23 protein-coding genes are annotated in these 25,818 nt (G+C 70.5%); 16 read left to right on the forward strand and 7 right to left on the reverse strand.

Annotation, left to right across the window (positions count from 1 at the left end):
* The first annotated feature begins 3 nt into the window (after window positions 1–3).
* Genes AC068D_RS21675 through nudC form a run of 3 tightly spaced genes read left to right on the forward strand, consistent with a single transcriptional unit; the run spans window position 4 to window position 6,095 of the window.
* A complete protein-coding gene (locus AC068D_RS21675; RefSeq protein WP_478824661.1) occupies window positions 4–3,693 on the forward strand; it encodes a UvrD-helicase domain-containing protein in 3,690 nt (1,229 codons plus the stop codon).
* Entirely contained in the window at window positions 3,690–5,111 is a 1,422-nt protein-coding gene (locus AC068D_RS21680; protein WP_478824662.1) for a dipeptidase, read from the forward strand. Before AC068D_RS21675 ends, AC068D_RS21680 begins: the two co-directional genes overlap by 4 nt.
* A gap of 36 nt (window positions 5,112–5,147) precedes the next feature.
* Window positions 5,148–6,095 carry an NAD(+) diphosphatase gene (gene nudC, locus AC068D_RS21685; protein ID WP_478824663.1) on the forward strand — a complete coding sequence of 316 codons (948 nt, stop codon included), beginning with the start codon at window positions 5,148–5,150 and terminating at the stop codon, window positions 6,093–6,095.
* A 165-nt stretch (window positions 6,096–6,260) separates the two neighbouring features.
* Here the strand turns inward: nudC and AC068D_RS21690 are convergent, their stop codons facing one another.
* The gene (locus AC068D_RS21690; RefSeq protein WP_478824664.1) at window positions 6,261–7,226 is read right to left on the reverse strand and encodes an NADP-dependent oxidoreductase; all 966 of its coding nucleotides are present in this window, start codon (window positions 7,224–7,226) and stop codon (window positions 6,261–6,263) included.
* Between the two features lie 370 nt (window positions 7,227–7,596).
* Entirely contained in the window at window positions 7,597–7,854 is a 258-nt protein-coding gene (locus tag AC068D_RS21695) for a glutaredoxin domain-containing protein (RefSeq protein WP_478824665.1), read from the reverse strand.
* A gap of 161 nt (window positions 7,855–8,015) precedes the next feature.
* Here AC068D_RS21695 and AC068D_RS21700 point away from each other — a divergent pair, with 161 nt between their 5' ends.
* From AC068D_RS21700 to AC068D_RS21720, 5 genes are all read left to right on the forward strand, one after another.
* Entirely contained in the window at window positions 8,016–10,196 is a 2,181-nt protein-coding gene (locus AC068D_RS21700) for an ATP-dependent DNA helicase UvrD2 (RefSeq protein ID WP_478824666.1), read from the forward strand.
* Between the two features lie 163 nt (window positions 10,197–10,359).
* The gene (locus AC068D_RS21705) at window positions 10,360–10,689 is read left to right on the forward strand and encodes a hypothetical protein (protein WP_478824667.1); all 330 of its coding nucleotides are present in this window, start codon (window positions 10,360–10,362) and stop codon (window positions 10,687–10,689) included.
* 170 nt (window positions 10,690–10,859) lie between these two features.
* Window positions 10,860–11,228, forward strand: coding sequence for a WhiB family transcriptional regulator (locus tag AC068D_RS21710; RefSeq protein ID WP_478824668.1), 369 nt, complete (start codon window positions 10,860–10,862; stop codon window positions 11,226–11,228).
* Window positions 11,225–11,548 carry a hypothetical protein gene (locus AC068D_RS21715; protein ID WP_478824669.1) on the forward strand — a complete coding sequence of 108 codons (324 nt, stop codon included), beginning with the start codon at window positions 11,225–11,227 and terminating at the stop codon, window positions 11,546–11,548. The genes AC068D_RS21710 and AC068D_RS21715 overlap by 4 nt, the downstream gene beginning before the upstream one ends.
* Before the next feature lie 134 nt (window positions 11,549–11,682).
* A complete protein-coding gene (locus AC068D_RS21720; RefSeq protein ID WP_478824670.1) occupies window positions 11,683–11,880 on the forward strand; it encodes a hypothetical protein in 198 nt (65 codons plus the stop codon).
* Window positions 11,881–11,996: 116 nt separating this feature from the next.
* Here AC068D_RS21720 and AC068D_RS21725 read toward each other — a convergent pair whose 3' ends face one another.
* Both AC068D_RS21725 and AC068D_RS21730 read right to left on the reverse strand, forming a co-directional pair.
* Window positions 11,997–13,403: an ABC1 kinase family protein gene (locus AC068D_RS21725; RefSeq protein WP_478824671.1), complete on the reverse strand. Its 1,407-nt coding sequence runs from the start codon at window positions 13,401–13,403 to the stop codon at window positions 11,997–11,999.
* A gap of 41 nt (window positions 13,404–13,444) precedes the next feature.
* Complete coding sequence (locus AC068D_RS21730) at window positions 13,445–14,599, reverse strand: ThiF family adenylyltransferase (RefSeq protein WP_478824672.1); 1,155 nt, start codon at window positions 14,597–14,599, stop codon at window positions 13,445–13,447.
* A 278-nt stretch (window positions 14,600–14,877) separates the two neighbouring features.
* Here AC068D_RS21730 and AC068D_RS21735 point away from each other — a divergent pair, with 278 nt between their 5' ends.
* From AC068D_RS21735 to AC068D_RS21750, 4 genes are all read left to right on the forward strand, one after another.
* Window positions 14,878–15,429 carry a M48 metallopeptidase family protein gene (locus AC068D_RS21735; RefSeq protein WP_478824673.1) on the forward strand — a complete coding sequence of 184 codons (552 nt, stop codon included), beginning with the start codon at window positions 14,878–14,880 and terminating at the stop codon, window positions 15,427–15,429.
* 111 nt (window positions 15,430–15,540) lie between these two features.
* On the forward strand, window positions 15,541–17,184 hold the full coding sequence (locus AC068D_RS21740; RefSeq protein ID WP_478824674.1) for a TerD family protein: 1,644 nt from the start codon (window positions 15,541–15,543) through the stop codon (window positions 17,182–17,184).
* Window positions 17,185–17,197: 13 nt separating this feature from the next.
* Entirely contained in the window at window positions 17,198–17,878 is a 681-nt protein-coding gene (locus AC068D_RS21745) for an AIM24 family protein (protein WP_478824675.1), read from the forward strand.
* A 19-nt stretch (window positions 17,879–17,897) separates the two neighbouring features.
* Window positions 17,898–18,653: an AIM24 family protein gene (locus tag AC068D_RS21750; protein WP_478824676.1), complete on the forward strand. Its 756-nt coding sequence runs from the start codon at window positions 17,898–17,900 to the stop codon at window positions 18,651–18,653.
* 354 nt (window positions 18,654–19,007) lie between these two features.
* Here the strand turns inward: AC068D_RS21750 and AC068D_RS21755 are convergent, their stop codons facing one another.
* Together AC068D_RS21755 and AC068D_RS21760 are read right to left on the reverse strand one after the other, a co-directional pair.
* Window positions 19,008–19,538, reverse strand: a complete 531-nt coding sequence (locus AC068D_RS21755) for an NUDIX hydrolase (protein WP_478824677.1) — start codon at window positions 19,536–19,538, stop codon at window positions 19,008–19,010.
* Window positions 19,535–21,043 (reverse strand): zinc-dependent metalloprotease, encoded by a 1,509-nt coding sequence (locus AC068D_RS21760; RefSeq protein ID WP_478824678.1) that lies wholly within the window; start codon window positions 21,041–21,043, stop codon window positions 19,535–19,537. Before AC068D_RS21760 ends, AC068D_RS21755 begins: the two co-directional genes overlap by 4 nt.
* A 380-nt stretch (window positions 21,044–21,423) precedes the next feature.
* Here AC068D_RS21760 and AC068D_RS21765 point away from each other — a divergent pair, with 380 nt between their 5' ends.
* The 4 genes from AC068D_RS21765 to AC068D_RS21780 all read left to right on the forward strand — a co-directional run bounded on the left by AC068D_RS21765 (window position 21,424) and on the right by AC068D_RS21780 (window position 24,875).
* Entirely contained in the window at window positions 21,424–22,536 is a 1,113-nt protein-coding gene (locus AC068D_RS21765; RefSeq protein WP_478824679.1) for an SDR family oxidoreductase, read from the forward strand.
* A 188-nt stretch (window positions 22,537–22,724) separates the two neighbouring features.
* Window positions 22,725–23,186, forward strand: a complete 462-nt coding sequence (locus AC068D_RS21770) for a molybdenum cofactor biosynthesis protein MoaE (protein WP_478824680.1) — start codon at window positions 22,725–22,727, stop codon at window positions 23,184–23,186.
* 354 nt (window positions 23,187–23,540) lie between these two features.
* Window positions 23,541–23,711, forward strand: coding sequence for a hypothetical protein (locus tag AC068D_RS21775; RefSeq protein WP_478824681.1), 171 nt, complete (start codon window positions 23,541–23,543; stop codon window positions 23,709–23,711).
* 75 nt (window positions 23,712–23,786) lie between these two features.
* The gene (locus AC068D_RS21780) at window positions 23,787–24,875 is read left to right on the forward strand and encodes a YlbL family protein (RefSeq protein WP_478824682.1); all 1,089 of its coding nucleotides are present in this window, start codon (window positions 23,787–23,789) and stop codon (window positions 24,873–24,875) included.
* Between the two features lie 278 nt (window positions 24,876–25,153).
* Here AC068D_RS21780 and AC068D_RS21785 read toward each other — a convergent pair whose 3' ends face one another.
* Window positions 25,154–25,711, reverse strand: a complete 558-nt coding sequence (locus AC068D_RS21785; RefSeq protein ID WP_478824683.1) for a PPA1309 family protein — start codon at window positions 25,709–25,711, stop codon at window positions 25,154–25,156.
* Window positions 25,712–25,818 lie beyond the last annotated feature (107 nt).

The following is a 25,818-nucleotide window of genomic DNA, read 5'->3' on the forward strand; positions in this document are numbered from 1 at the left end:
GGGGTGTCCGCACGTATCACCGACCCCGAGCAGCTCAAGGAGCTCCTCGGCATCCCGTTCACCCCGGAGCAGACGGCCTGCATCACGGCACCGCCTGCCCCGCAGGCCATCGTGGCCGGAGCCGGTTCGGGAAAGACGACGGTGATGGCCGCCCGTGTGGTGTGGCTCGTGGGCACCGGACAGGTCGCCCCGGAGCAGGTCCTCGGCCTGACGTTCACGAACAAGGCGGCCGGTGAGCTCGCCGAGCGCGTCCGTACGGCGCTCGTACGGGCCGGCGTCACCGATCCGGACGTCATCGACCCGGACAACCCCCCGGGCGAACCGCGCATCTCCACCTACCACGCGTTCGCCGGGCAGCTCCTCACCGACCACGGCCTGCGCATCGGCCTGGAGCCCACGTCGCGGCTCCTCGCGGACGCCACCCGCTTCCAGCTCGCCGCCCGTGTGCTGCGCGAGGCCCCCGGGCCGTATCCCGCGCTGACCAAGTCCTTCCCCGCGCTGGTCAGCGATCTGCTCGCGCTGGACGCGGAGCTGGCCGAACACCTTGTGCGTCCCGAGCTGCTCTCCGCCCACGACTCCGAGCTCCTGCGCGCCCTGGAGTCCGCCGAACTCACCAACGCCGACCTGCGCAAGGTCCCCGAGGCCGCAGCCGCCCGGCGTGAGCTGCTGGACCTCGTCGTCCGCTACCGCGCCGCGAAGCAGGCGCGCGATCTCCTGGACTTCGGCGACCAGATCGCACTGTCCGCCGAGCTCGCGCTCACCCGCCCCGAGGTGAGCCGCATCCTGCGCGACGAATTCCGGGTCGTCCTGCTCGACGAGTACCAGGACACCTCCGTTGCCCAGCGGCTGCTGCTCTCGGGCCTGTTCGGCAAGAGGTCTCCCCAGGACGGAGCCCTCGGGGAGGGCACGGGCCATGCAGTGACCGCGGTCGGCGACCCCTGCCAGGCCATCTACGGGTGGCGCGGTGCGTCCGTGGCCAACCTGGACGACTTCCCGGAGCACTTCCCGTTCGCGGACGGCAGCCCCGCCACCCGCTTCTCCCTCAGCGAGAACCGCCGCAGCGGCGGCCGTCTCCTCGATCTCGCGAACGGCCTCGCCGAGCCGCTGAGAGCGATGCACGAAGGAGTCGAGGCCCTGCGGCCCGCGCCCGGCGCCGAGCGTGACGGTTCCGTGCGGATCGCGCTGCTCCCCACCCACGAGGAGGAGATCGAGTGGCTCGCCGACTCGATCGCCCACCTCGTCCGTACGGGCAAGGAGCCGGGCGGGATCGCGGTCCTGTGCCGCACGGCCGGGGACTTCGCCGAGATCCAGGGCGCGCTCGTCGCCCGTGACGTCCCCGTGGAGGTCGTCGGTCTCTCCGGGCTGCTCCACCTGCCGGAGGTCGCCGACCTGGTCGCCGTCTGCGAGGTGCTGCAGGACCCCGGGGCGAACGCCTCGCTCGTACGGCTGCTCACGGGTCCGCGCTGGCGCATCGGCCCCCGCGATCTCGCGCTGCTGGGCCGCCGCGCGCGCATCCTGGTCCATCGCGCGCGGGAGGAGGACGACGGCACGGACCCCGACCGGCGACTGGCCGCCGCGGTCGAAGGCACCGACCCCGCCGAAGTGGTCTCGCTGGCCGACGCTCTCGACACCTTTCTGGAGCCCGGTGGACCGGACGACGGTCTTCCGTTCTCGGCCGAGGCCCGCGTCCGCTTCGCCCGCCTCGCGCAGGAACTGCGCGACCTGCGGCGCTCCCTCGCCGACCCCCTCATGGACATCCTGCACCGGGTCCTCGCCACCACAGGTCTGGAGGTCGAACTCTCCGCCTCCCCGCACGCCCTGGCCGCGCGCCGCCGTGAGACCCTCGCGAACTTCATGGACACCGCGGCATCCTTCGCCTCCCTGGACGGCGAGGCGACCCTGCTCGCCTTCCTGGGCTTCCTGCGCACGGCCGAGCAGTACGAGAAGGGCCTGGACAACGCGCTGCCCGGTGGCGAGAACACGGTGAAGGTCCTCACCGCCCACAAGTCGAAGGGGCTCGAATGGGATGTCGTCGCCGTCCCCGGGCTCGTCGCGGACCAGTTCCCGAGCACCCGCTCCCGTGAATCCTGGACCGCCCAGGCGAAGGTCCTGCCGCATGCGCTGCGCGGCGACGCCGACACGCTTCCGGTCATCACGTCCTGGGACGCGAAAGGCCTCAAGGCGTTCAAGGCGGACATGAAGGACCACCAGCACATCGAGGAACTCCGCCTGGGCTATGTCACCTTCACCCGCCCCCGCTCCCTCCTTCTGGGCTCGTCCCACTGGTGGGGGCCCACCCAGAAGCGCCGCCGGGGCCCGTCCGCGTTCCTGAACGCCCTGTACGACCACTGCGTGGCAGGCTTCGGCGAGATCGAGGCATGGGCCGACGAGCCGGACGAGGACGCGGAGAACCCGGCACTCAGGGAGACTGCGGCGGAGCATGCATGGCCGCTGCCACTCGACCCCACGGCGATGGTCCGCCGCCGTGCCGCCGCGGACACCGTGCTGGCCCACCTCGCCGCTCTCCGGGAGCCCGACCTCAGGGAGTCCGACCTCACGGAGCCCGTTCCCCCCGGCGCAGGGACCGGCCACGGAGCCGCTCCGGCGGCGGCCGAGGAGGACCTGTGGCCGGACGAGCTCACCGAACCCGACGAGGAGCCCTGGCCGGACGAGCTCTGGCCACCCGATGCCCCGGAGCCCGAGCGGGAGGCCGAGCCGGAACCCGAGCCCGAGCCGGAACCCGAGCCCGAGCCCGAGCCGGAATCGGAATCGGAACCCGAGCCCGAGCCGGTGACCGAATCGGGTTCGGCCCCGGATCCCGATCCGGCCGGCCGCCCCCGCCTCCCGGCCCAGCGGCGTGCTCCCGGGCTCCTCACCCCCGAGGACGCCCGCACCGTCGACTCCTGGGACCGCGATCTCGATGCGCTCACCGCCGAGCTCCGTCGCGCCCGCGCGTCCGTGCGCGACGTCCCGGTACCTCCCGCGCTCTCCGCCTCCCAGCTGCTGCGTCTTGCCGCCGACCCCGACGGCTTCGCCCAGGAGCTGGCCCGGCCCATGCCGCGGCCCCCGCAGCGGGCGGCGCGCCGGGGCACCCGGTTCCACGCCTGGGTGGAGTCGAGGTTCGAGGAGCTGCCGCTGCCCATGCTCGGGCCCGACGAGCTGCCCGGCCGTGATCCGGAGGACCCGGACGAGGCGGAGATCGCCGACGAGCGTGACCTCGCTGTGCTCAAGGAGGCGTTCGAGCGGACTCCGTACGCACGCCGTACCCCGTACCGCGTGGAGGTGCCGATCCAGCTCACCTTGGCCGGTCGCGTCATCAGGGGCCGTATCGACGCCGTGTACCGCGACGAGGCCAGCGGCATGTTCGAGATCGTGGACTGGAAGACCAGCCGTACGCGCGACGCCGACCCCCTCCAGCTGGCCGTCTACCGCCTCGCCTGGGCCGAGCAGCACGGGCTCCCGCCGGAATCCGTTGCCGCAGCCTTCCTCTATGTGCGCACGGGGGAGATCGTCCGCCCCGACGGCCTGCCGGACCGGGCCGGCCTCGAGCGCATCCTGCTCGAGGACCCGGTCCACGACCGGGACCCGGCCGGGGGAACCGAGCAGGCCGACGGGGCGGAGCAGGCCCCGGGGCCCGCGAGTGACCGGTCCGGCGAACGCGCCCCCGCGCGCCGGATAGGCTCGGGACCATGAGCGACACCCCGGACAGCGCCGTCCGTACGTACATAGGGCAGCACCGCGCCGCCTTCCTCGACGACCTCGCCGAGTGGCTGCGTATCCCGTCCGTCTCGGCCCAGCCCGAGCACGGCGCGGACGTACGGCGCAGCGCCGAATGGCTGGCGGCGAAACTCAAGGAGACCGGCTTCCCGACCGCCGAGGTCTGGGAGGTCCCCCCGGCTTCGCCGGGGGCAGCCCCGGGTGCTCCGGCCGTCTTCGCCGAGTGGCCGTCGGACGAGGCGGACGCGCCGACCGTGCTCGTCTACGGTCACCACGATGTGCAGCCCGCTGCTCGTGAGGACGGCTGGCACACCGACCCGTTCGAGCCTGTCGTCAAGGACGGCCGGATGTATGCGCGGGGCGCAGCCGACGACAAGGGGCAGGTCTTCTTCCACACCCTGGGCGTACGCGCCCACCTCGCCGCCACGGGCCGCACCACCCCCGCGGTCAATCTGAAGCTGCTCGTCGAGGGCGAGGAGGAGTCCGGTTCGCCCCACTTCCGCGGCCTTGTGGAAGACCGGCAGGACCGCCTCGCCGCCGACGCCGTGATCGTCTCCGACACGGGCATGTGGTCCGAGACCACCCCGACCGTCTGTACCGGAATGCGCGGCGTCGCCGACTGCGAGATCGTGCTGTACGGCCCCGACCAGGACATCCACTCGGGCTCCTTCGGAGGCGCGGTGCCCAACCCGGCCACCGTCGCCGCCCGTGTGGTCGCGGCGCTGCACGACGAGAACGAACGCGTGGCGATCCCCGGCTTCTACGACGGCGTCGCGGAGCTGACCGGCACCGAGCGTGAGCTTCTCGCGGAGCTGCCGTTCGACGAGTCCGAGTGGCTTCGTACGGCCAAGTCGCACGCGACGCTCGGCGAGGCCGGACACTCCACCCTGGAGCGCATCTGGGCCAGGCCGACCGCCGAGGTCAACGGCATCGGCGGCGGCTACCAGGGCCCCGGCGGAAAGACCATCATTCCGTCCTCCGCCCAGCTGAAGCTCTCCTTCCGCCTGGTCGCGGGCCAGGAACCGGACCGTATCGAGAAGGCGGTGGGGGACTGGCTCGCATCCCTGGTCCCCGCCGGAATCCGCCATGAGATCACCTTCGGTGCACCGACCCGTCCGTGTCTGACACCGCTGGACCACCCTGCGCTCCAGTCGGTCGCAAGGTCCATGAGCCGTGCCTTCGACGGCGCGAAGATCCGCTTCACGCGCGAGGGCGGCTCGGGCCCGGCCGCCGATCTTCAGGACGTCCTCGGTGCACCCGTGCTGTTCCTGGGTATCTCCGTACCGTCCGACGGATGGCACGCACCCAACGAGAAGGTCGAGCTGGACCTGCTGCTCAAGGGCGTGGAAGCCACCGCGTATCTATGGGGCGACCTGGCCGTCGCCCTCCGCTGACAGATCACCGCAGACCCGGGGGAGTGGGAAGTACACGTGAGCACCTTCAATCACGTCGCCGACGGGCGTCCGATCAGCCTCACCGCACCGAGCGGCATCGACCGCGCGGCGCATCACCGGCTCGACGAGGCCTGGCTGGCGGCGGCGTGGAGCCACCCGATGACACGGGTGTTCGTGGTCTCCGGCGGACAGGTGCTCATCGACGACACCGCCGACGGCGGGACCGAGCTCGTCATGACCCCGGCCTTCGAAGCGCCCGTCACCGAGACCCACCGCTACTTCCTGGGTACCGACGAGGACGGCGTCAGCTACTTTGCCCTGCAGAAGGACGCCCTGCCCGGGCGCATGGACCAGTCGGCGCGTCCGGCCGGGCTGCGCGAGGCCGGGCTGCTCCTCTCCCCGCGCGACGCGGGCCTGATGGTGCACGCGGTCGCTCTGGAGAACTGGCAGCGGCTCCACCGCTTCTGCTCCCGCTGCGGCGAACGCACGGTCATCGCGGCCGCCGGGCACATCCGGCGCTGCCCGGCCTGCGGCGCCGAACACTATCCGCGCACCGATCCCGCTGTGATCATGCTGGTCACCGACGAGGAGGACCGGGCACTGCTGGGCCGTCAGGTGCACTGGCCGGAGGGGCGCTTCTCGACGCTCGCGGGCTTCGTCGAGCCGGGTGAGTCCATCGAGCAGTCGGTGATCCGAGAGGTGTACGAGGAGGCGGGCGTCACCGTGGGCGAGGTCGAGTACGTCGCCAGCCAGCCCTGGCCCTTCCCCTCCAGTCTGATGCTGGGCTTCATGGCGCGTGCCACCTCGTCGGAGATCCAGGTCGACGGTGAGGAGATCCACGAGGCGCGCTGGTTCTCACGGGAGGACCTGCGGGCCGCCTTCGAGTCGGGTGAGGTGCTGCCTCCCTACGGCATCTCGATCGCCGCCCGCCTCATCGAACTCTGGTATGGCAAGCCTCTGCCCCGTCCGGGTTCGGCGGCCTAGGGTCTTTCGTTTGGATCAGGCTGGATCGGTGTGCCGGGGCACGCGGGCCCGGCAAGATCCGAACGAGAGGCCCTAGCTAGGTGTATTGCCCTGTGAGGTTGGGGACGCGGACAGGGGGTCGTGGCCCGGCCGGAGGGCCGTGCTGCGCGCCGGGCCGGGCTGCCGTCAGCCGGTCACTCCGTGCTCGACGTGCAGAACCACCTTGCCGCGCGGGTGCTCCGTCGCAAGCGCCTCGTAGGCCGCACGTGCCTCGGTGAGTGGCACCACACGGTCCACCACAGGCCTCAGCCTGCCCTCGTCGATCAGCTCGGTGATGGCCACCAGTCCGGCCCGGTCGGGCTGGACGATGAAGAAGAGCGCGCGTACCCCGTGCGCGGCGGCCTTCTCCGGGTCCGGCGGCTGCACGATGCTGATCAGGATTCCGCCCGGGCGGAGCGTGGGCCAGGAGCGGTCGAGCGTCTCGCCACCGACCAGGTCGAGCACCACATCGGCGTCCTGCACCAGATCCTCGAAGCGTTCGGACGCGTAGTCGATGACCCGGTGCGCCCCGAGCCCGGCGACGAAGTCACGGTTGTGTGCCGAGGCGGTGGCGGTCACCTGCCCGCCCAGCGCAACGGCCATCTGAACGGCGAAGGTGCCCACGCCTCCGGCGCCCCCGTGGACCAGCACGTGCTGTCCCTGTTCCATTGCGGCGTGGTCGACGAGCGCCTGCCACGCGGTGAGCGCGGCGAGCGGTACGGCCGCGGTCTGGTCGTGGTCCAGCAGGGCAGGCTTGGAGGCCAGCATCTTCGCCGGGACCGTGACGTACTCGGCGGCCGCGCCGTCGCGGGTGAACGGGATCAGGCCGTAGACCTCGTCGCCGGTGGCGAGGTCCGTGACCCCGGTACCGACGGCGGCCACGACGCCGGACACCTCGTGCGAGGGCACGGTCGGTGTACGGTCCCGGCCCGTGCCGTCGAAGCTGTCGGTCCAGGTGGCGTCCCATTCGAGTTCACCGGCGGTGATGGAGGCCGCCCGTACGGCGACGAGCACCTCGCCCGGAGACGGTTCGGGACGCGGGGCAGATTCGTAGACGAACTGTTCCGGGCCGCCCCGTCTGTGGGCGCGCACGGCGTGCATCGTGGTGGTCATGAAGGAATGACTCCCATGAACCGCCCGGCCTCACTCGGTCGCACCGTGCCGGTCACCCCTTGGATGGCCGGGCTCTCCCCCGATGGGACTTGCGCGGCCGGGGCCGGCCCGCCTGCGCGGTTGCCGGGACCCGCCCGCTTGCGCGGTTGCCGGTACCCGGCCGGTGGTGGCGTCGGCTCGGCCGCCGATGGGAGCAGGCGCCGTTCCACCGGAGCAGTGCCGTCCCCGACCCACGGCGCTCCTCCGCGCTGGACCTCTCCTGTGCTCTACCTCTCCTGCGCTGCACCCCTCGACGCCGCACATCTCTCCAGTGACAGCGGCGCCCCCACCGGTGATCGGACCGGAGGGGGCGCAGCGCTGAGTGGCCGGGTCAGCTCGCGAGGGCCTGCTTCACCTGGGCCAGGCTCGGGTTCGTCATGACGATGTTCTCGCCACCGCCCTGGGGGACGACCAGGACCGTGGGAACGGTCTGGTTGCCGCCGTTGGCCTGCTCCACGAATGCGGCCGACTTCGGGTCGTCCTCGATGTTGACCTCGACGTATGAGATGCCTTCCCGGTCCAGCTGGCTCTTCAGCCGACGGCAGTAGCCGCACCAGGTCGTGCTGTACATCGTCAGAGATCCCTGCATCTTCTTCTCCCGTTTCCGGTCGTGAGGCGTCCCCGGCTCGTGGGGTGTCCGGGTACTCGAACGTACGCGGCACCTTCGTCATTCCCGCATTGGTACGACCGGTCCTGCCGCCCTGTGGACAAGCGTCCCGATGATCTCATGGGACCTGGCAGCATGGCGGGGTGACAGCAGCAACGCACTCCACTCTCTTCCCTCAGGTCCCCGAGTCGGCGGACGCGGTGCTCGACGGGCTCGACCCCGAGCAGCGCGAGGTCGCCACGGCCCTGGCCGGTCCGGTGTGCGTCCTGGCGGGCGCCGGTACGGGCAAGACACGGGCGATCACCCATCGCATCGCCTACGGAGTGCGGGCGGGGATATTGCAGCCGGCGAGTGTGCTGGCCGTGACGTTCACCAACCGCGCGGCCGGGGAGATGCGCGGCCGGCTGCGGCAGCTCGGCGCGGGCGGAGTGCAGGCCCGCACGTTCCACTCGGCGGCCCTGCGTCAGCTCCAGTACTTCTGGCCGAAAGTCGTCGGTGGTGAGATGCCGAGGCTGCTGGAGCGGAAGATCCAGCTGGTAGCCGAGGCCGCGGCCCGCTGCAGGATCCGGCTCGACCGCAATGAGCTCAGGGATGTGACCAGCGAGATCGAGTGGGCCAAGGTCACCCAGACCGTGCCGGCCGACTATCCCGCGGCTGTTGCCAAGTCGCTCAGGGACGCCCCTCGTGACCCGGCGGAGATTGGCCAGATCTATGCGCTGTACGAGCAGCTGAAGCGTGATCGCTCGGTGATCGACTTCGAGGACGTCCTGCTGCTCACGGTTGGCATCCTCCAGGACCGCCATGACATCGCCGACCAGATCCGCAGCCAGTACCAGCACTTCGTGGTGGACGAGTACCAGGACGTGTCGCCGCTGCAGCAGCGGTTGCTGGAACTCTGGCTCGGTGACCGGGAGAGCCTGTGCGTCGTCGGGGACGCCAGCCAGACGATCTACTCCTTCACCGGAGCCACCCCCGACCATCTGCTGAACTTCCGCACCCACCACCCGAACGCCACGGTGGTGAAGCTCGTCCGCGACTACCGCTCGACCCCCCAGGTGGTGCACCTCGCCAACGGACTGCTGCGCCAGGCGCGCGGCCGGGCCGCCGAGCACCGCCTTGAGCTGATCTCGCAGCGCGACCCCGGCCCCGAGCCGGCCTACACGGAGTACGCGGACGAGCCCGCCGAGGCGGAGGGCACCGCCCGCCGTATCCGCGACCTGATTGCCTCGGGCGTCCCGGCGGGCGAGATTGCGGTGCTCTTCCGGGTCAACGCCCAGTCCGAGGTCTATGAGCAGGCCCTCGCCGACGCCGGTGTGCCGTACCAGCTGCGCGGCGCCGAGCGGTTCTTCGAGCGTGCCGAAGTGCGCGAGGCCGGGGTCGCCCTGCGCGGCGCCGCCCGGGCCGGCGGGAACGACCCGCTGCTGGACGATGTCGAGGACCTGCCCTCCCAGGTGCGCGCGGTGCTCTCCACCAAGGGCTGGACGACCGAGCCCCCGGTCGGTTCCGGCGCCGTCCGTGACCGCTGGGAGTCGCTGGCCTCGCTGGTCCGCCTCGCGGAGGACTTCGCCGCCGTCAAGCCGGCGGCGACCCTCGCCGATCTCGTTGCCGAGCTCGACGAGCGGGCGGCCGCCCAGCACGCCCCCACCGTCCAGGGCGTCACGCTCGCCTCGCTCCACTCCGCCAAGGGACTGGAATGGGATGCCGTGTTCCTGGTGGGTCTCACCGAGGGCATGATGCCGATCACCTATGCCAAGACGGATGAGCAGGTGGAGGAGGAGCGACGGCTGCTCTATGTCGGGGTGACCCGTGCCCGGCTCCACCTGTCGCTGTCCTGGGCCCTCTCCCGTTCTCCCGGCGGCCGGGCCTCCCGGCGCCCCACCCGTTTTCTCGCCGGGCTGCGGCCGGGTTCGGCTGCGGTCGGCGCGGGCTCGGCGGGCGGTGCCGGTGGCATCGAGCGCGGCAGTGGCTCCTCCGGACGGCGCAAGCGACGCGGGCCGGTGCTGTGCCGGGTGTGCGGCAAGACGCTCACCGACGCGGGTGAGATGAAGCTGATGCGCTGTGAGGACTGTCCCTCCGACATGGACGAGGCCCTGTACGAGCGGCTGCGCGACTGGCGCGCCGAGCAGGCCAGGGAGCTGGGCCAGCCCGCCTACTGCGTCTTCACCGACAAGACTCTGATGGCGATCGCGGAGGCCGTGCCCGCCAACGAGGGTGAGCTGTCTGGCATCTCGGGGGTCGGCGGACGCAAGTTGGAGCGCTTCGGAGCCGATGTCCTGACCATCTGTGCAGGTCAGGAGGTTGGGAGAAGTGAGGAGGACGACTGATACAAACTCGTCGAAAAAATAGTTTGCGCCCGCCCTGGTCATCCCCATAGGTTCTTAACCACGGGAACGGCGGCTTCTCCGAAGCCCTGCTCTCGTGCTGTACTTATCCGAATACGCGATCGGCCTTGGCCGGTCCCAGAGACGCCGAGAGGAGGCGATTCCAGTGATCAGCATCAACACCAGCTTCATCCGCACCGCCAAAATGACCGATCGCTCGGTCGTCTCCGCCTGCTCGCTCGGCCTCTCCGGTTCGGCGTTCATTGGCACCGGTCTGTCCGGCCTCTCGGCCGTGCTTCCGGTCTCCTTCCCTGCGGGTCTGCCCGTCCGGGAGCGCAATGAGCGACCGACCAAGGCACTGGAAGCAGCAGTAGCAAAGGCAGAGGCCAAGGCCTACGCCTTTGCGGCGGCCAGTGCCGGCACCAAGAAGCAGACGACGCAGCACCACACGATGTGGGCCTTCCGTGGGCTCGAACCCTGGAGTGATCCAGCCTGATCCAGAATCAGGCCGGCGCCTTCAGGGCCGCGGAACCCCACCAGGGATCCGCGGCCCTTCTGTTTTCCCCGATGAGGAAACAGAGCGAAGGGGCCTCGGGACCAGCAAGACCCGGTACCAGCAGAAGCCCGGCCAACAGGCCGGACCGACAAGACGAGGAAAACACCACCGTGCAACTCGAAGCGCACGCCCCGTCCGTACCGCCTTCCGACACGATCCCCCCGCCCGGCCTCACGGAGGACTCCACCTTGACTCCGCTCACTGCGCTGACCGCGCTCGACGACGCCATCGAGAACCTCGGCGTGCCCGTCCCCTGCCGTTCCTTCGACCCGGAGGTCTTCTTCGCCGAGTCGCCGGCCGATGTCGAGTACGCCAAGTCCCTTTGCCGGACCTGCCCTCTGATGGAGGCCTGCCTCGCGGGCGCCAAGGAGCGGCGTGAGCCGTGGGGCGTTTGGGGCGGCGAGCTCTTCGTCCAGGGTGTCGTCGTCGCCCGGAAGCGGCCGCGTGGTCGCCCGCGCAAGAACCCGGTCACGGCATGAACGTCTCCGGAACCATCGACCGCCCCCTCAAGCACGATCCCCAGAAGCAGGCCCCGATGACCTCTTCCGCCAGCGAGCCGTCCGGCTCCGCCACCCCAGCTGTCACCACCATCGGCGCGAACGCCTCGCGTCAGAACAGGACCCGCGAAATGCAACTCATCCCAGAAGCCCTGGCACGTGCCCATATGCATCAGCGCTTGCGGGAAGCCGAGTCGGACCGCCAGGCTGCGCGCCTGGTCGCCGCTCGGCGTATGCAGAGGCGTGCCGAGCGCGCGTCGATGCGTGCCCGCCGCGCGCTGGCCATGGCCGTCATGTCCTGACCGACGGCCGACGGTACGTGCTGTGCTCCACTCCCACCGCGGGGGCCGGTCCGGATGGACCGGCCCCCGCGGCGCGTCGTCCCCGCCGGTGCGTTGTCCCTGCGGCTCGCCCCGTACGGGGTTATCGTCACGAGGTGGACCAGCAGACTCATCACCCTGTCCGTCCGGGTGCCGAGAACGTGGTGTGTTCCCGGTGCGGCAAAGTCGCCGAAGGCACCCCACCGACCTGGACCTGCTCCGTGGAGAACGGTCGGCGCCACTACTTCTGCGACGACTGCGCCCGAGCCAATATCAGGGCCATCGAGGGACGACTCGACTCCGCCTGGTGGTGAGGGCCCTCGGACGAGGTGCACTCTCAGAGGCCACGGATGACGGATCGTCATAGCCGCCCGACGGCAAGGGACAACCGTCGGGGGCCGCCGAGTCCCGCCGCAGTGCAGGCAGCTGCTCAGGCCTCCGCGGCCAGTTCCTTCCCGCCCGTCTCCAGAGTCTCCTCCTCCGTCTCGGCCTCCGGCAGAAAGCCCGGGAGCCACGCCTCCAGCTCGTCGCGGAGCCGCACCGTCGCATTGAGCTGGCAGAGCACACCTATGGTGCTCAGCGTCACTCGGTGGATCAGCAGATACGCGGGCGGCAGATTGAGCTGCTTGCCCAACTGGTGTGCGGGGGAGCGGGGATCGGCGATCCGGGCCGCCTGGTTCCGCATCCAGCCTCGGCTGAAGGTGAACGCATCGGCTTCGGCCGGCTCGATGATCGGCAACAGATATTCGAGCACTGCATCCGGGTCGAGATCGATCGAGTCCTTGACGAAGCCCTCCTCGCGCAGCAGCACATAGACCGCCTCGGCCTCGCCCTCGATGGTCATCCGCAGCGACTCGCCTATGGTGCCCGGCAGCCCGCCCGGGAGCCTGTCGACGGTGCCGAAGTCCAGCACCCCCAGCCTCCATGCCCCGGGCGCCTCTGCGTCCTCGTCCGCATCCGCCGCCGGCAGCAGCCGGAAGTTCCCCGGGTGCGGATCGGCATGCAGCAGTCCCGTGCGGGCGGGACCGGAGAAGAGGAATCGAGCCAGCAACTGGCCCGCGCGGTCACGCTGCTCCTGGGTGCCGTCGTTGATCACCTCGGCCAGCGGTATCCCGTCGAGCCACTCGGTCACCAGCACCTGGTTCCCCTGGTGGACCACATCAGGCACCACGACATCGGGATCGTCCGCGAAGACGGCCGCGTGCTCCCGCTGCGCCTGTGCCTCCAGCCCGTAGTCCAGCTCCTCCGAGACCCGGTCCCGGAGCTCGGAGATCAGCGGCTTGATGTCCATCCCCGGAATCAGTGGACCCAGCAGCCGGGCGAACCGGCTCAACTGGGACAGGTCGGAGAGCAGTGCCTGGCCGGCCCCGGGGTACTGCACCTTCACCGCGACCTCGCGCCCGTCGTGCCAGACGGCCCGGTGGACCTGGCCGATCGACGCCGCGGCAGCGGGCTTGTCCTCGAACTCCAGGAACAGGTCCCGCCAGTCCTCGCCGAGTCGCTGCACCAGCACGTCATGGACGGTGCTCGTCGGCATGGGGGGAGCCGCGTCCTGAAGCTTGGTCAGCGCGGCACGGTAGGGACCGGCGACCTCTTCGGGAAGCGCCGACTCGAAGACGGACATGGCCTGCCCGAACTTCATCGCGCCACCCTTGAGCTCACCGAGCACCTTGAACAGCTGCTCCGCCGTCCGCTGTTGCAGCTCCCTGGCCACGATCTCCGCAGACTTGCCCCCTATCCGCTTGCCCAGGCCCCAGGTGGCGCGGCCGGCGAAGCCAAGTGGCAGTGCCGCCAACTTGGCGGTACGGGTGACCGCCTTCCGGGGAAGATCAGACATTGCGCCCCTCCAAGTCCCAGATCGCCTGCCGCGTGCGGCGGTTACCCGGCCATTGTGTCCTGCGGCGTCCCGGCCCCCGAGGCGCGCTCCCCCTCAGTCTGCCCAACCGCACCACAGCTACAGTCGCGATGGCCCCCGAATCGCTCCGACCGCCATTCCAGCAGCGGCAGCGACGCCTCCCAGCGCGCTCCTGTGCTCGTCGGCAGATCACCGTCCAGAAACGCCAGTGCATGTGCGGCCGTCATCCCGGCGACCGCGGTGGCGAGCGACAGGTCGCAGGGACCGGTCGGCCCGCCATGCCGTCCCGAGCGCCATTGCGCCAGCATCCTGGGCCAGGCGGGGTCCCGGTCGAGGCCGGCCAGCTCCAGACATCCCGCACAGGCACTGCCTCCCGGCAGCACGAGCGGCCCGACCACGCCAGTGGCCTCCACAACCCCTGCATAGAGATGAGGTGTCCCGGTCGCGATCCACTCCTTTGCGCCTGCCGGGTCGGGAGCATAGGCGGCGAGACCGTCCCGCGGGGCGACGACGATCAGGGAAAGCGCAGGCTCGTCAGGTGGGGGACCGGCCGGTTGACCAAGTCCCGCTCGTGGGATTCGACACGGCGCGGACCTCCGCACCAACCGCCGTGCCGCCACGTCTCTGCGCTCGCCAACCGCCTCCGCCTGCAACCCGCCGGGTGCCACGTCCCAGGGCTTGGTGCATCCTCCGTCAAGCACCTCGACCTGGCCCACACTCGAGGCGGACAACAACGCCGCCACCGTCGCCCCGACACGCCCAGCGCCACGGACCTGGACACGCATGGCGTTCCTCGCCGCCAACCGGGCCATCGCGCCCCCCGGTTCCGGATGGACGACCGAGAGCGAGGAGACGTCGGGACGCAGCCGGTCGAGTACGGCGCCGGCCCGTTGCCGTAACGCATCGGCCTCCGGCCCGCCGCCTGTCGCGTCGTCGACGAGACCCGCCCGGGTCAACCGGGCGAGCAGGGCGTCCATCTGTCCTTCGGGCAGCCCCGCCGCCCTGGCCTCCTCCCGGAGCCGCACCAGCCCGCGGGTGCCGTCGAAGAGGGAGAGCAGAGTCCCGGACGCCGTGTCCACCGGACCCAGCACCACTGCATGCGCCGGCGACGCGCCGAACTGGACGTACTGAAGATCCCGCCAGGCACGCCGAAGTGCCGGCTTGACGATCGGATGCATATTCGCCCCCGCACCGGCCCCGTTGTCCGGGCCGAGTTCCGCTTCCGTTCCGCCCGTCGGTCTTTCGGGCGGATCTTTCCCTCATCAGAATGCACGGCCTCGGCAACCGCAGCGGAAAGTTGTCCACAGGCATGGGGTATTAGTCGTTCAAAAGGTGCACGCCGTCGAGTGGATCAAGTGTGAAGCGCCCCGGAGGCGGGACTTCCCCCACTGACAGCGGGTAACGTCGGGGCGTGTCCGCCGACCGACCGCCCAGCGCCGAAAGCCAGCAGCACCGCATGACCCGACATCCGTCCTGCTCCTCCGCGACGAGCGCGGTCGAGGTCCGCAGAAGCACCCGGCGCAGCCGAACGGTCTCCGCCTACCGGGAGGGCGACCGGACGATCGTGCTCATCCCGGCGCGCATGTCGGAGGCGGAGGAGCAGCGGTGGGTGACGGTGATGCTCGACAAGCTCGCGGCCCAGGAGAGCAAGCGTGCACTCGGTGACGTGGAACTGGCCGAGCGCGCCGAGAGGCTGTCCGACCAGTACTTCGACGGGCGGGCCAGACCCACGTCGGTCCGCTGGGTGACCAATCAGAACACCCGCTGGGGGTCCTGCACTCCGGCGGAGGGCAGCATCCGTCTGTCCCACCGGCTGCAGGGAATGCCGGAGTACGTGGTCGACTACGTACTCGTCCACGAGCTCGCACATCTGCTCGTACCGGGCCACGGGCCGCGCTTCTGGCGGCTCCTCGATGCATACCCCCGCACCGAGCGGGCGCGGGGTTACCTCGAAGGTGTGGTCGCCGCGGACCGCCTCCCGCATCTGCCCGTCCCGCCCGGAGAGTGAGTTCCGCCGATCCTGTACCGAATGTGTACCGACTTGGCTCAATGTCGTCCGTAGCGGTTAGCCTGGCGCGACGTATTCACATGTCGTCGGGATGGGGGACGGTCGTTACGCATGGCCAGGGAATTCCAACGAGGCCACAAGGCCAAGATCAGTGATCTGACGCCGGGGACCGATCTGTACGTAGGTGTGCAGATCGCCGCGCCCGGAGTGACCTTCGACATCAGCTGCTTCGGTCTCGACGCCAATGAGCAGCTTTCGGACGACCGGTATTTCATCTTCTTCAATCAGCCGAAGTCGCCGGAGGAGTCGGTGCAGCTGCTCGGTGCACAGGCTGGGGACACCGAGTCGTTCCGTGTCACGCTGGACCGCATTCCGGCGAACATCCAGAAGCTGTCCTTCACCGCGGCGATCGACGGTGCCGGGCAGATGTCGCAGATCGGCCCCGGGTACATCCGGATCGTGGCGGGCGGTGAGGAGGTCGTCAGGTACGCGTTCACCGGCTCGGAGTTCTCCACCGAACGTGCCCTGATGCTCGGCGACTTCTACCTCAAGGACGTCTGGCGGTTCGCCGCCGTCGGCCAGGGTTTCGACGGCGGTCTCGATGCGCTGTTGAAGAACTTCGGCGGTGAGGTCGCCGAGGAGCAGCAGGCCGCGCAGCCGCAGCCGCAGCCGCCTCAGCAGCAGCAGGCCGTGCCGGGCTTCGCACCGCCGGCGCAGACCGCGCCGTCCGTGCCCACCCCTGCGCCGGCCCCGTCGTTCGGTGCCCCTGCCGCGCCGCAGGCACCTCAGGCTCCGCAGCCCGCTCCCGCGTTCGGTGCGCCCGCGGCCCAGCCCCCGGCACCCGCCCCGGTGAATCCGCAGGTGCACTCGGCGCCCACGATCGCCGCACCGATGACTCCGCCCGCCGGGACGGTGCCGCCGCAGGCTCCACCGGCGCCGTACGGAGGGCCCCCGCAGCAGCCGCAGTTCGGTCAGGTCCCCGGGCAGCCGCCCGGTCAGGTCCCGGGCGCTCCCGCCCCCTTCGGCCAGCAGCCCGCTCCCTACGGTCAGCCCGGTGCTCCCCAGGGCGTCCCCCAAGGGGCTCCGCAGGCGGGTGCCGGGCTGCAGGCGGCGCTGCAGCCCTACAAGGAGCTGCCCACCGGACAGCGCTGGACTCCGCAGAACCAGCAGCTCATGCGGGTCGACCTCGCCATGGGAGGCACGCCCGTCCTCGCCCGCCAGGGCAGCATGGTCATGTATCAGGGCAAGGTCGACTTCAGCTACAAGAGCGCCGGTTTCGCCGGCCGTGTGGTCGGCAACGCCACGGGCCAGGAGATGCAGCTGATGCGCTGTTCGGGCCGTGGCCAGGTGTTCCTCGCGGAGGAGGGCGCGCATCTGCACCCGATCGAGCTTCAGGGCGACGGCATCTGCGTCTCCGCGGAGAACGTGCTCGCGTTCGACGAGTCGCTGCAGCACGAGGTCCGTCGTATCGAGGGTCACGGCATTCCCGGCGGCGCTCTGTTCACCATGCAGTTCCAGGGCACCGGCACGGTCGTCGTGAAGACCCATGGCATTCCGGTGGTTCTTCCGGTCACGCCCACGACGTTCGCCGACTCCAACGCCATCGTGGCCTGGTCGTCCGCGTCCCAGGTGATTCTTTCCAGCCAGGTCCGGCTCCGCCGCAACGCGTACCCCGGCCACAGCGGAGAGACCGTGAACCTGCAGTTCCGGGGAGCCCCCGGCAACTTCATCGTCGTCCAGCCGTACGAGGTCTGAGGGAGCCCGAAGAATGAACCAGCAACTCGCGGGCTACGCCCCGACGCCCGTCGTGGCCCGGATGGAGAACCACGGCCGCACGATGCTCAAGGTCGCCATGGCCACCGGCCAGGACCTGTACGCACGGGCCGGCTCGATGGTCGCCTACGAGGGCTTCATCCAGTACGAGCCCAACCCGCCGGCTGTGCGCCAGGTCGCCTCGCAGTGGGTGACGGGCGAGGGCGCGCCCATCATGAAGTGCTCCGGCGACGGACTGCTCTATCTCGCCGACTACGGCGCGGATGTCGTCGTCATCAACCTCAACAACGACTCGATCTCCGTCAACGGCACCAATCTGCTCGCCTTCGACGCCCACCTCCAGTGGGGTGTCGAGCGGGTCAAGGGCCTTGCCAAGTTCGCCGGCCAGGGTCTGTGGAACGTGACGGTCGCCGGCACCGGCTGGGTCGCCCTGACTTCGCGCGGCACGCCGATCGTGGTCGACTGCGGGCGCGGTGAGGACGAGACGTACGTCGACCCGGACGCGCTCGTCGCCTGGTCGCCGAACCTGAAGGTGAAGGGCAAGCGCAGCTTCAAGGCCTCGTCCCTCATCGGGCGGGGCAGCGGGGAGGCGTTCCAGATGGCCTTCTCCGGCCAGGGCATCGTCGTCGTACAGCCGAGTGAGGACAGCACCGACCGCCTGCGGATCCGGGGCTGAGGGGGAGCGAGAACACATCATGCAGAGCCCGCTTTTCAGCTATGCGGAACAGCAGTCCCAGGAGCGGTACGTCGTCCAGAACCCGCAGCTCCTGCGGGTCGCCCTCACCGGGCACGACGACATCCTCGCCCGCAAGGGCGCCATGGTCGCCTACCAGGGGCTGATCGACTTCGACGGCGAGTACCAGTCGCAGGGCCAGCGGCGCGCCCGCGCACGCACCGGTGAGGGTCTCGACCTGATGCGCTGCTCCGGCCAGGGCACGGTCTACTTCGCCAACCTCGCGCAGTACGTCCATGTCGTCGACGTCGACCAGGAGGGCATGACCGTCGACAGTGCCTATGTGCTGGCGCTCGACTCCACCCTGCACACCGAAGTCATCGCCGTGGACAGCCAGTACGGAATCTCCGGATCCGGCAAGTACCAGCTCAACATCTCCGGCCGGGGCAAGGTCGCGCTGATGACCTCAGGACAGCCCTTGATGATGCAGGTCACCCCGGACAAGTACGTCAACGTGGACGCCGACGCGATCGTCGCCTGGTCGTCGTCGTTGCGCGTCCAGATGCAGTCCCAGACGCACTCCACCGGAGTGTGGCGCCGCCGCGGCAACACCGGAGAGGGCTGGGAGCTGAGCTTCCTCGGACAGGGCTTCGCCCTGGTCCAGCCCAGTGAGGTCCTCCCACCGCAGAACGCCCAGATCGGGCAGGGTGCGCGTGCCCAGTTCGGTGTGGGACAGCACGGCTCGCACGCCCAGAACCAGAACAACGCCTGGAGCTGAGCCCGGGAGGCATCAATCAGCGCAAGGGGCGGTCCGCCGAGCGGCCGCCCCTGTGAGCCCTTGGTGCTGTGTCCGGACGGGCTCACCGGCTCACGACGCCCTGCACGGCACTCCCCCGGCTGCCGCTGGGAGGGCACCCCACGCTGTGTTGTCGCACCACCCGAGTACATCCAGTACGAGGGCGATGCTCGCGCCTTGCGATGCGTCCCCTCGGCCCCGAGGGGCCGGGGGAGACCTCATGCCCTCGGCTCCGAGGGGCCGGGGGAGACCCCATGCCCGCGGCCCCGAGGGGCCGGGGGAGATCCCATGCACCGGACGCCGCGGGCTTCCCGGCAATCCCGTCCGGTCACAGCACTAGTTGCCGCCCAGCCGGGCGCGGGTGCGATCGAGCAGCCGTACGACGGAGGTGTCGGTCACGGCCGCGACCTCGTCGTACGCGAACCAACGCAGGTCCAGCGACTCGTTGCTGATCGCCTCCACCGCGTCCGGCGCGGCGATCGCTGCGTACTGCACATCGAAATGCCACTGGCAGGGCGCCGGGATCGGGTGCCGGTCCAGAGCCACCGGACCGCCGGGCAGCAGTGTCAGCCCCTGGATACCGGACTCCTCGGCCGCCTCGCGCAGCGCCGCGTCCGCGAGCGAGGCATCACCCGGCTCGCAGTGGCCGCCCATCTGCAGCCACATGCCGAGCTTTCTGTGCAGTGTCAGCAGCACGCGGTCGCGCGAAGGGTCGACCACCAGCGCACTGGCCGTCAGATGCCCGGCCCCGCACGCCTTCCACATTCCGTCCGGGTGTCCGGCGAGATGGTCCAGATAGGCATCGCGCAGCGGCTCCTGGTCCTCGTACTCCTTCAGCACGCGGACGGCGTCGTCGTACAGGTTCACTTGTCGCTCTCGCCCCTGCCGTCCTGGCCGAGTTCGTCACCGGGGCCGTCCTGAACGGGACCTTCGTGGCCCTGGCCCTCAGGGTCCTTGCCCTTGCCGGCCTCGTCCCGTCCCCTGGCCGCCTCGCCGAGCATCTTGTCCAGCTCGGAGAAGTCGAGCTGCTCACGGTGGACGAAACCGTCCGGGTCGTCCAGGTCGGACGCGGTCGGCAGCATGTCGGGGTGCTCCCACAGGCCGTCGCGCCCGTCGACCCCGCGTGCGTCGGTGAGCGACGCCCAGAGCCGGGACGCGTCCCGCAGCCGACGAGGACGCAGCTCGAGACCGATCAGGGTGGCGAACGTCTGCTCGGCGGGTCCGCCCGTGGCGCGACGGCGGCGCAGGGTCTCACGCAGGGCGCCCGCCGACGTCAGCCGGTTCTTCGCGGCATCGTGGACGACGGCGTCCACCCAGCCCTCGACCAGTGCGAGTGCCGTCTCCAGCCGGGCGAGCGCAGCCTTCTGTTCCGCGGTGTCCTCTGGCTGGAACATGCCCTGCTGGAGCGCCTCCTGGAGCTGCTCGGGATGCGTCGGGTCGAACTGGCCGACGACGTCCTCCAGCTTGGTCGTGTCGACCTTGATCCCCCGCGCGTACCCCTCGACCGCGCCGAAGAGGTGGGAGCGCAGCCATGGCACATGGGCGAAGAGCCGCTGATGCGCCGCCTCTCGCAGGGCCAGGTACAGACGCACCTCGTCCCTGGGGACACCGAGGTCCTTGCCGAACGCGTCCACGTTCAGCGGAAGCAGTGCCGCCCTGCCGACCGGGCCGAGTGGAAGTCCGATGTCCGTCGAGCCGACGACCTCGCCCGCCAGCACGCCGATGGCCTGTCCGATCTGCTGACCGAACATGGCGCCGCCCATCGAACGCATCATGCCGATCAGCGGACCTGCCACGGCCTGCATCTCCTCGGGCAGTACATCGCCCATGGCGAGCCCCACACGCTCGGCGACCGGGTCGACGAGCTGCTGCCACGCCGGGAGAGTCGCCTCGACCCACTCCGCGCGGCTCCACGCCACGGCGGTTCCGGCACCGGAGGGCAGCGATGTCGCGCCGTCGAGCCAGAGGTCGGCCAGGCGCACGGCCTCCTCGACGGCGGAGCGCTCGGCCGGGCCCACGCTCGCGTCCTTCGTGCCGTCCTGGGCACCCTGGGAGACCGTCTGGCGGGCGATCTGCTTGGCCATGTCCCAGTTCACCGGGCCGCCCTCGTAGCTCAGCATCTGGCCGAGCTGCTGGAAGGCCGCGCCGAGGTCGGCCGGGTTCAGGGAGCCGAACATCGCGGCGAACGGGTTGTCGGCGCCGCCCGGGCCGCCCGCTCCGGCGCCGGGGAACCCGAACGCGAAGGGGTTGGCCGGGCCGCCCTGGCCCCCGCCGGAACCCTGCCCACCTCCGGCGGGGTCCTTCTTCTTGCCCTCGTCGCCGTTCTCCGGCTCCTCCGGCGGAAGGCCGAATCCGAATGGGGTGTCACTCACGGGTTTCCTCGGCTCGTAGGGCCACCGGCTTCCTGCCGACGGCGAATGCCCGACAACACCACCAGCCTAAGCGGGGCACGGCCGGCTGCGATGACGTCGCGTGCGACGGCTGCCGTCCGGCAGGGGCGGCATCGGTCGCCGGCTCTCCCGCTGCCCCGTGGGCACGGGCGGTGTCGCCACCGCGCCGACTCCTCGCGCCGCCTCGCCGGACCCGGCCCCCGGTCCGCTCGCTCTCCCGTCCGCCGACCCCGATCGTCCGGACATCCGTGCCGGATGAGGGCTCGGTGCTCCGTCGGCTCGTGGCCTGCGGCAGGATGGACGCCACCTGGTCCGTACGCGTCTTTCGTGTACGTACTGAAGACAACCGCTGGAGACGCCTGGTGAGTTCCCCAGATCCGCAGGTTCGCGCAGCGCGAAACCACTCAACCCCGGCCTCGGGGCGCGGCCCCGTGGTCGCGGTCACCGGCGCCGCTTCGGGCGTCGGCGCACTGCTGACCGGGCGCCTTGCCGCCTCGGACGAGATCAAGCAGGTCATCGCCATCGACGAGCGTCGCGGTGATGTGTCCGAGGCACACTGGCACATCCTCGACGTCCGTGACCCGGCGATCGCCGAGAAGCTGCGCGGCGCCGATGTCGTCGTGCACCTGGCGCTCGATCTGGACCTGGAGACCGACCCGGCGGCGCGTTCCGCGTACAACGTCCGCGGAACCCAGACCGTGCTCACCGCGGCCGCGGCCGCGGGCGTCCACCGGGTCGTCCTGTGCACGTCGACGATGGTCTACGGGGCGCTGCCCGACAACGACATCCCGCTGTCCGAGGACGCGGAGCTGCGCGCCACCGCCGAGGCCACCGGTGTGGGGGACCTGCTGGAGATCGAGCGACTGGGCCGCCGCGCCCCCCGCGCGCATCCCGGCCTCAACGTCACGGTGGTGAGGCCCGCCGTCCTGGTGGGCGGTACGGACACCGCTCTCACCCGGTACTTCGAGTCGCCGAGGCTCCTGGTGGTTGCGGGGTCGCGTCCCACCTGGCAGTTCTGCCATGTCGAGGACCTGGTGAGCGCCCTGGAGTACGCGGCCCTGGAAAAGGTCGACGGCGAGTTCGCGGTCGGCTGCGACGGCTGGCTGGAGCAGGAGGAGGTCGAGGAGCTCAGCGGGATCCGCCGCATGGAGCTGCCGTCGGCGGTCGCGCTCGGCGCGGCGGCCCGGCTGCACCGGATCGGCCTCACACCCTCGCCGGCGGGGGACCTCGCCTACACGATGCACCCCTGGGTCGTCAGTGTCGGAAGGCTGCACGACGCCGGCTGGCGGCCCCAGTGGACCAACGAGGAGGTGCTCGCCGCGCTCCTCGAGGAGGTGGAGGGCCGGCACACCGTCGCGGGCCGTCGTCTCGGCCGCAAGGACGCCACGGCTGCCGCCGGTGCCGCGGGCGCGACGGTCGCGCTGCTGGGCACGGCCGCGCTGGTACGGCGGGCCCGTAAGCGACGCGGTCTGTAGCGGGGCGGCCGGGAACGGACGACGGGACGGGCCGCCGGGAACGTGCGGCGCCCGGCCCGTCGCGGGCACGCCGGTCCTGTGGGCAGGGTGCCGACGTGATCGTGTAGGAGAAGGCTCCAACCGCCGCCGGGCCCGCCCGGTGGAAAGCGCAATTCCCGGACGCCGGCCGGGTGCGGCACGATGGGGTCATGGCACCTACCAACGATCACCCCGGTGAGCAGGGGACGGCGGACCCCATCCGGCTGCTGGAGATCCGCGACACCCCGCTCTCCGTCGACGAGGTGTTCGGCGCGGTCGGCGACGAGGCGGCCGGGGGTACGGCGCTGTTCGTCGGCACGGTGCGCAATCACGACGGCGGATCGGACGTGGACACACTCGGCTATTCGTGCCATCCGACTGCGGAGGCGGAGATGCGCCGCGTCGCGGAGAAGGTCGCCGCGGAGTATCCGGTCCGCGCCCTTGCAGCCGTCCATCGTGTGGGTGATCTGGGCATCGGGGACCTCGCGGTGGTCGTCGCGGTCTCCTGCCCCCATCGTGGCGAGGCGTTCGAGGCCTGCCGCAAGCTGATCGACGATCTGAAGCACGAAGTTCCGATCTGGAAGCACCAGCGGTTCTCGGACGGCACGGAGGAGTGGGTCGGCGCCTGCTGAGTGCGCGTCCGCGCCCCGGCGTGCGCTCCTGCGCTGCACCACCTGGCCGGAGCACCGGGTCGGCACTGCGGGACGGGGCACGCCGGAATTTGAGGTTCCGGCCGGGGGGTGAATCCTGTTAGCGGGCGCCGTGGCCGGGGGATCCTGCAACGTGGGCACGGGGAGCGCCGACCGTCGCGGCGGGTGCGGAGAGCGCGTACCCGGGTCTCGGGCGGGTGCCACCCGGTTGGCAGGCAGAGAAACCGATTTGCGTAACCGCCCCCCTGGCACGAGCGTTGAACCGACGGATGGTTAATCTGCTGATCGGTCAGCTGTTGCAGAGGCTGTTCCAGCTCATGGGGTCGGGAGGTCAGGATGGCGGCACTCGCCTGGTTGCTGATTCCGCTCGTCGCTGCCGTCGGTGCGGCGATATGGGGAGGCTGGGCCTCGCGCAATCGCAGCACCGGGGATGTCGCCGAGCTCGCGGGCTACGCACGGTTCCGGGACGCCATGGAGAAGTCCCACTCCACTTCGGACGCCCGCTGACGCGGTCGCCGTCGCGGGCCCCGGACGGCCCGGCCCGGCGGGTGTACTGACGGACCAGTCCCGTACTGTCGTTCCATGCCACGCCGCACAGCGACGATGCTCGCCTCCACCCTCGTGCTCATTGTGCTGCTCTGCGTCGGTGTGTTCATGGCGCCGCCCTACTCCGAGATGTCCCCCGGGCCCACGGTCAACACCCTCGGCGATTCCGGTGGCGAGCCCGTGCTGCAGATCTCGGGCCGGCAGACCTATCCGACCACCGGGCACCTGAACATGACAACGGTCAGGGTGACCGGCGCGGACTACAGGATGAACATCGCCGAGGTCGTCTACGGCTGGCTGGCTCATGACAACGTGGTGGTGCCGCACGAGACGCTCTATCCGGACGGCAAGACGGAGGAGCAGTCCAACCAGGAGAACGCCGAGGAGTTCAGCCAGTCCCAGGAGAGCGCCAAGGTCGCGGCGCTGAAGGAGCTGGGGATCCCCGTCAAGACCCGGGTCGTCGTGGCCTCGGTCCGCAAGGCGAGCCCTGCGCAGGGAGTGCTGCACGCCGGCGATGTGATCAAGGCCGTGGACGGTACGGCCATCACGGGGCCGGACGACGTCGCCAAGCTCGTCACCAAGCACCGGCCCGGCGACAAGGTCGTCTTCTCCATCGTTCCGGCGAAGGAGGCCGCCGCGGCGGAGAAGGCGGGCAAGGAGCCGTCCGTCGCGCAGGACGTGTCCATGACCACGACGAAGTCGGACGAAGGCGACCGGGCCATCGTCGGCATCACAGCCGGTACGGACCACACGTTCCCGTTCACCGTCGACATCAAGCTCGCCGACGTGGGCGGCCCGAGCGCGGGGCTGATGTTCGCCCTGGGCATCGTCGACAAGCTCACGCCCGCCGATCTGACCGGCGGCAAGTTCATCGCGGGCACGGGCACCATCGACGAGAAGGGCGCTGTCGGCCCGATCGGCGGCATCGAGATGAAGCTGGTCGGCGCCCGGAAGGCGGGCGCGGAGTACTTCCTGACACCGAGCGACAACTGTGCGGCCGCGGCCTCCGACGTTCCGGACGGGCTCACTCTGGTGCGGGTGAAGAACATCGACGACGCGACGAAGTCGCTGGAGAAGATCCGCAACGGCGACACGGCGGGCCTGCCGAGCTGCTCGAAGGGCTGATCCCCGACCCGTGGGCCGGGGCGCGCCCGCTAAAGGCTGTCCCGTGATCCCCGGCGGGCGCACGACGACAGCTGCGGCACTCCCCCAGCTGCCGCTGGGAGGTATCACCAGGCTGGGTTGTCGGAGTGTCCGAATACGCCAAGTACGAGGACACCCCTCCGCCTTACGGTGCTTCCCCCCAACCCTGGCGGGCCTAGGGGGGAGGCCCGATGCATCGACGCCGCGCGCTGATCCACCAGATAACGGGACAGCCCTCAGGGCCCGCCCCCGGGCAGCGACTACGCCTCGAACGTCGCCGACAGTGCCTCGGCCAGCCCCGGGACCAGGTCCGACCCCGTGAGAACCTCCGTCGAGGAGTCCTTCTCACGCAGCCGCAGCGCCGACTCGCGCGCGCCGTCGCGCAGCACCGCCACCGTCATCCGGACCTCCTGGCGGTCCGGATGGCCGGCGACCCACTTCGCCAGACCGGCCTCGTCGAGACCTTTCGGTACGGAGGCCTCCGCGGACGGCGGCAGCATCAGCCGCTCGACCGTGAGCGCACAGCCTGCCACCGCATCGGGCCAGGCGATCGTCGCGAGAAACTCGTCAAGCGGGGCGCCGGACGGAATCTCGTCCTGCTCGACCGGGGTGAGGGGAGCGGCCGCGTCGCCGTCGTCGATACCGAGCTGGGCGGCGAGGCCCGGCTCCTGCGAGCGCAGCTGTGCGGTGTCGACAAGGGCGAAGAGCCTTGCCGGCTGGTCCCAGCCGAGGCCGGACGCGTATTCGTCGATCTCGAGCACCGCTCGGGTGAGCGGGCTCGCGGCCATCGGAGGGCCTGAGGGGGAATCGTTGGACATGGGCAACATCCTGCCTCCTTCGGACCCGGAGTCGGGAACTAGGTAAAGCCTCAGTAAGTTGCACGAGTGGGCCCTACGATCGCGTGGGCCTGATTCACCCGCGGCGC

Source organism: Streptomyces sp. NPDC043861 (assembly GCF_056435905.1).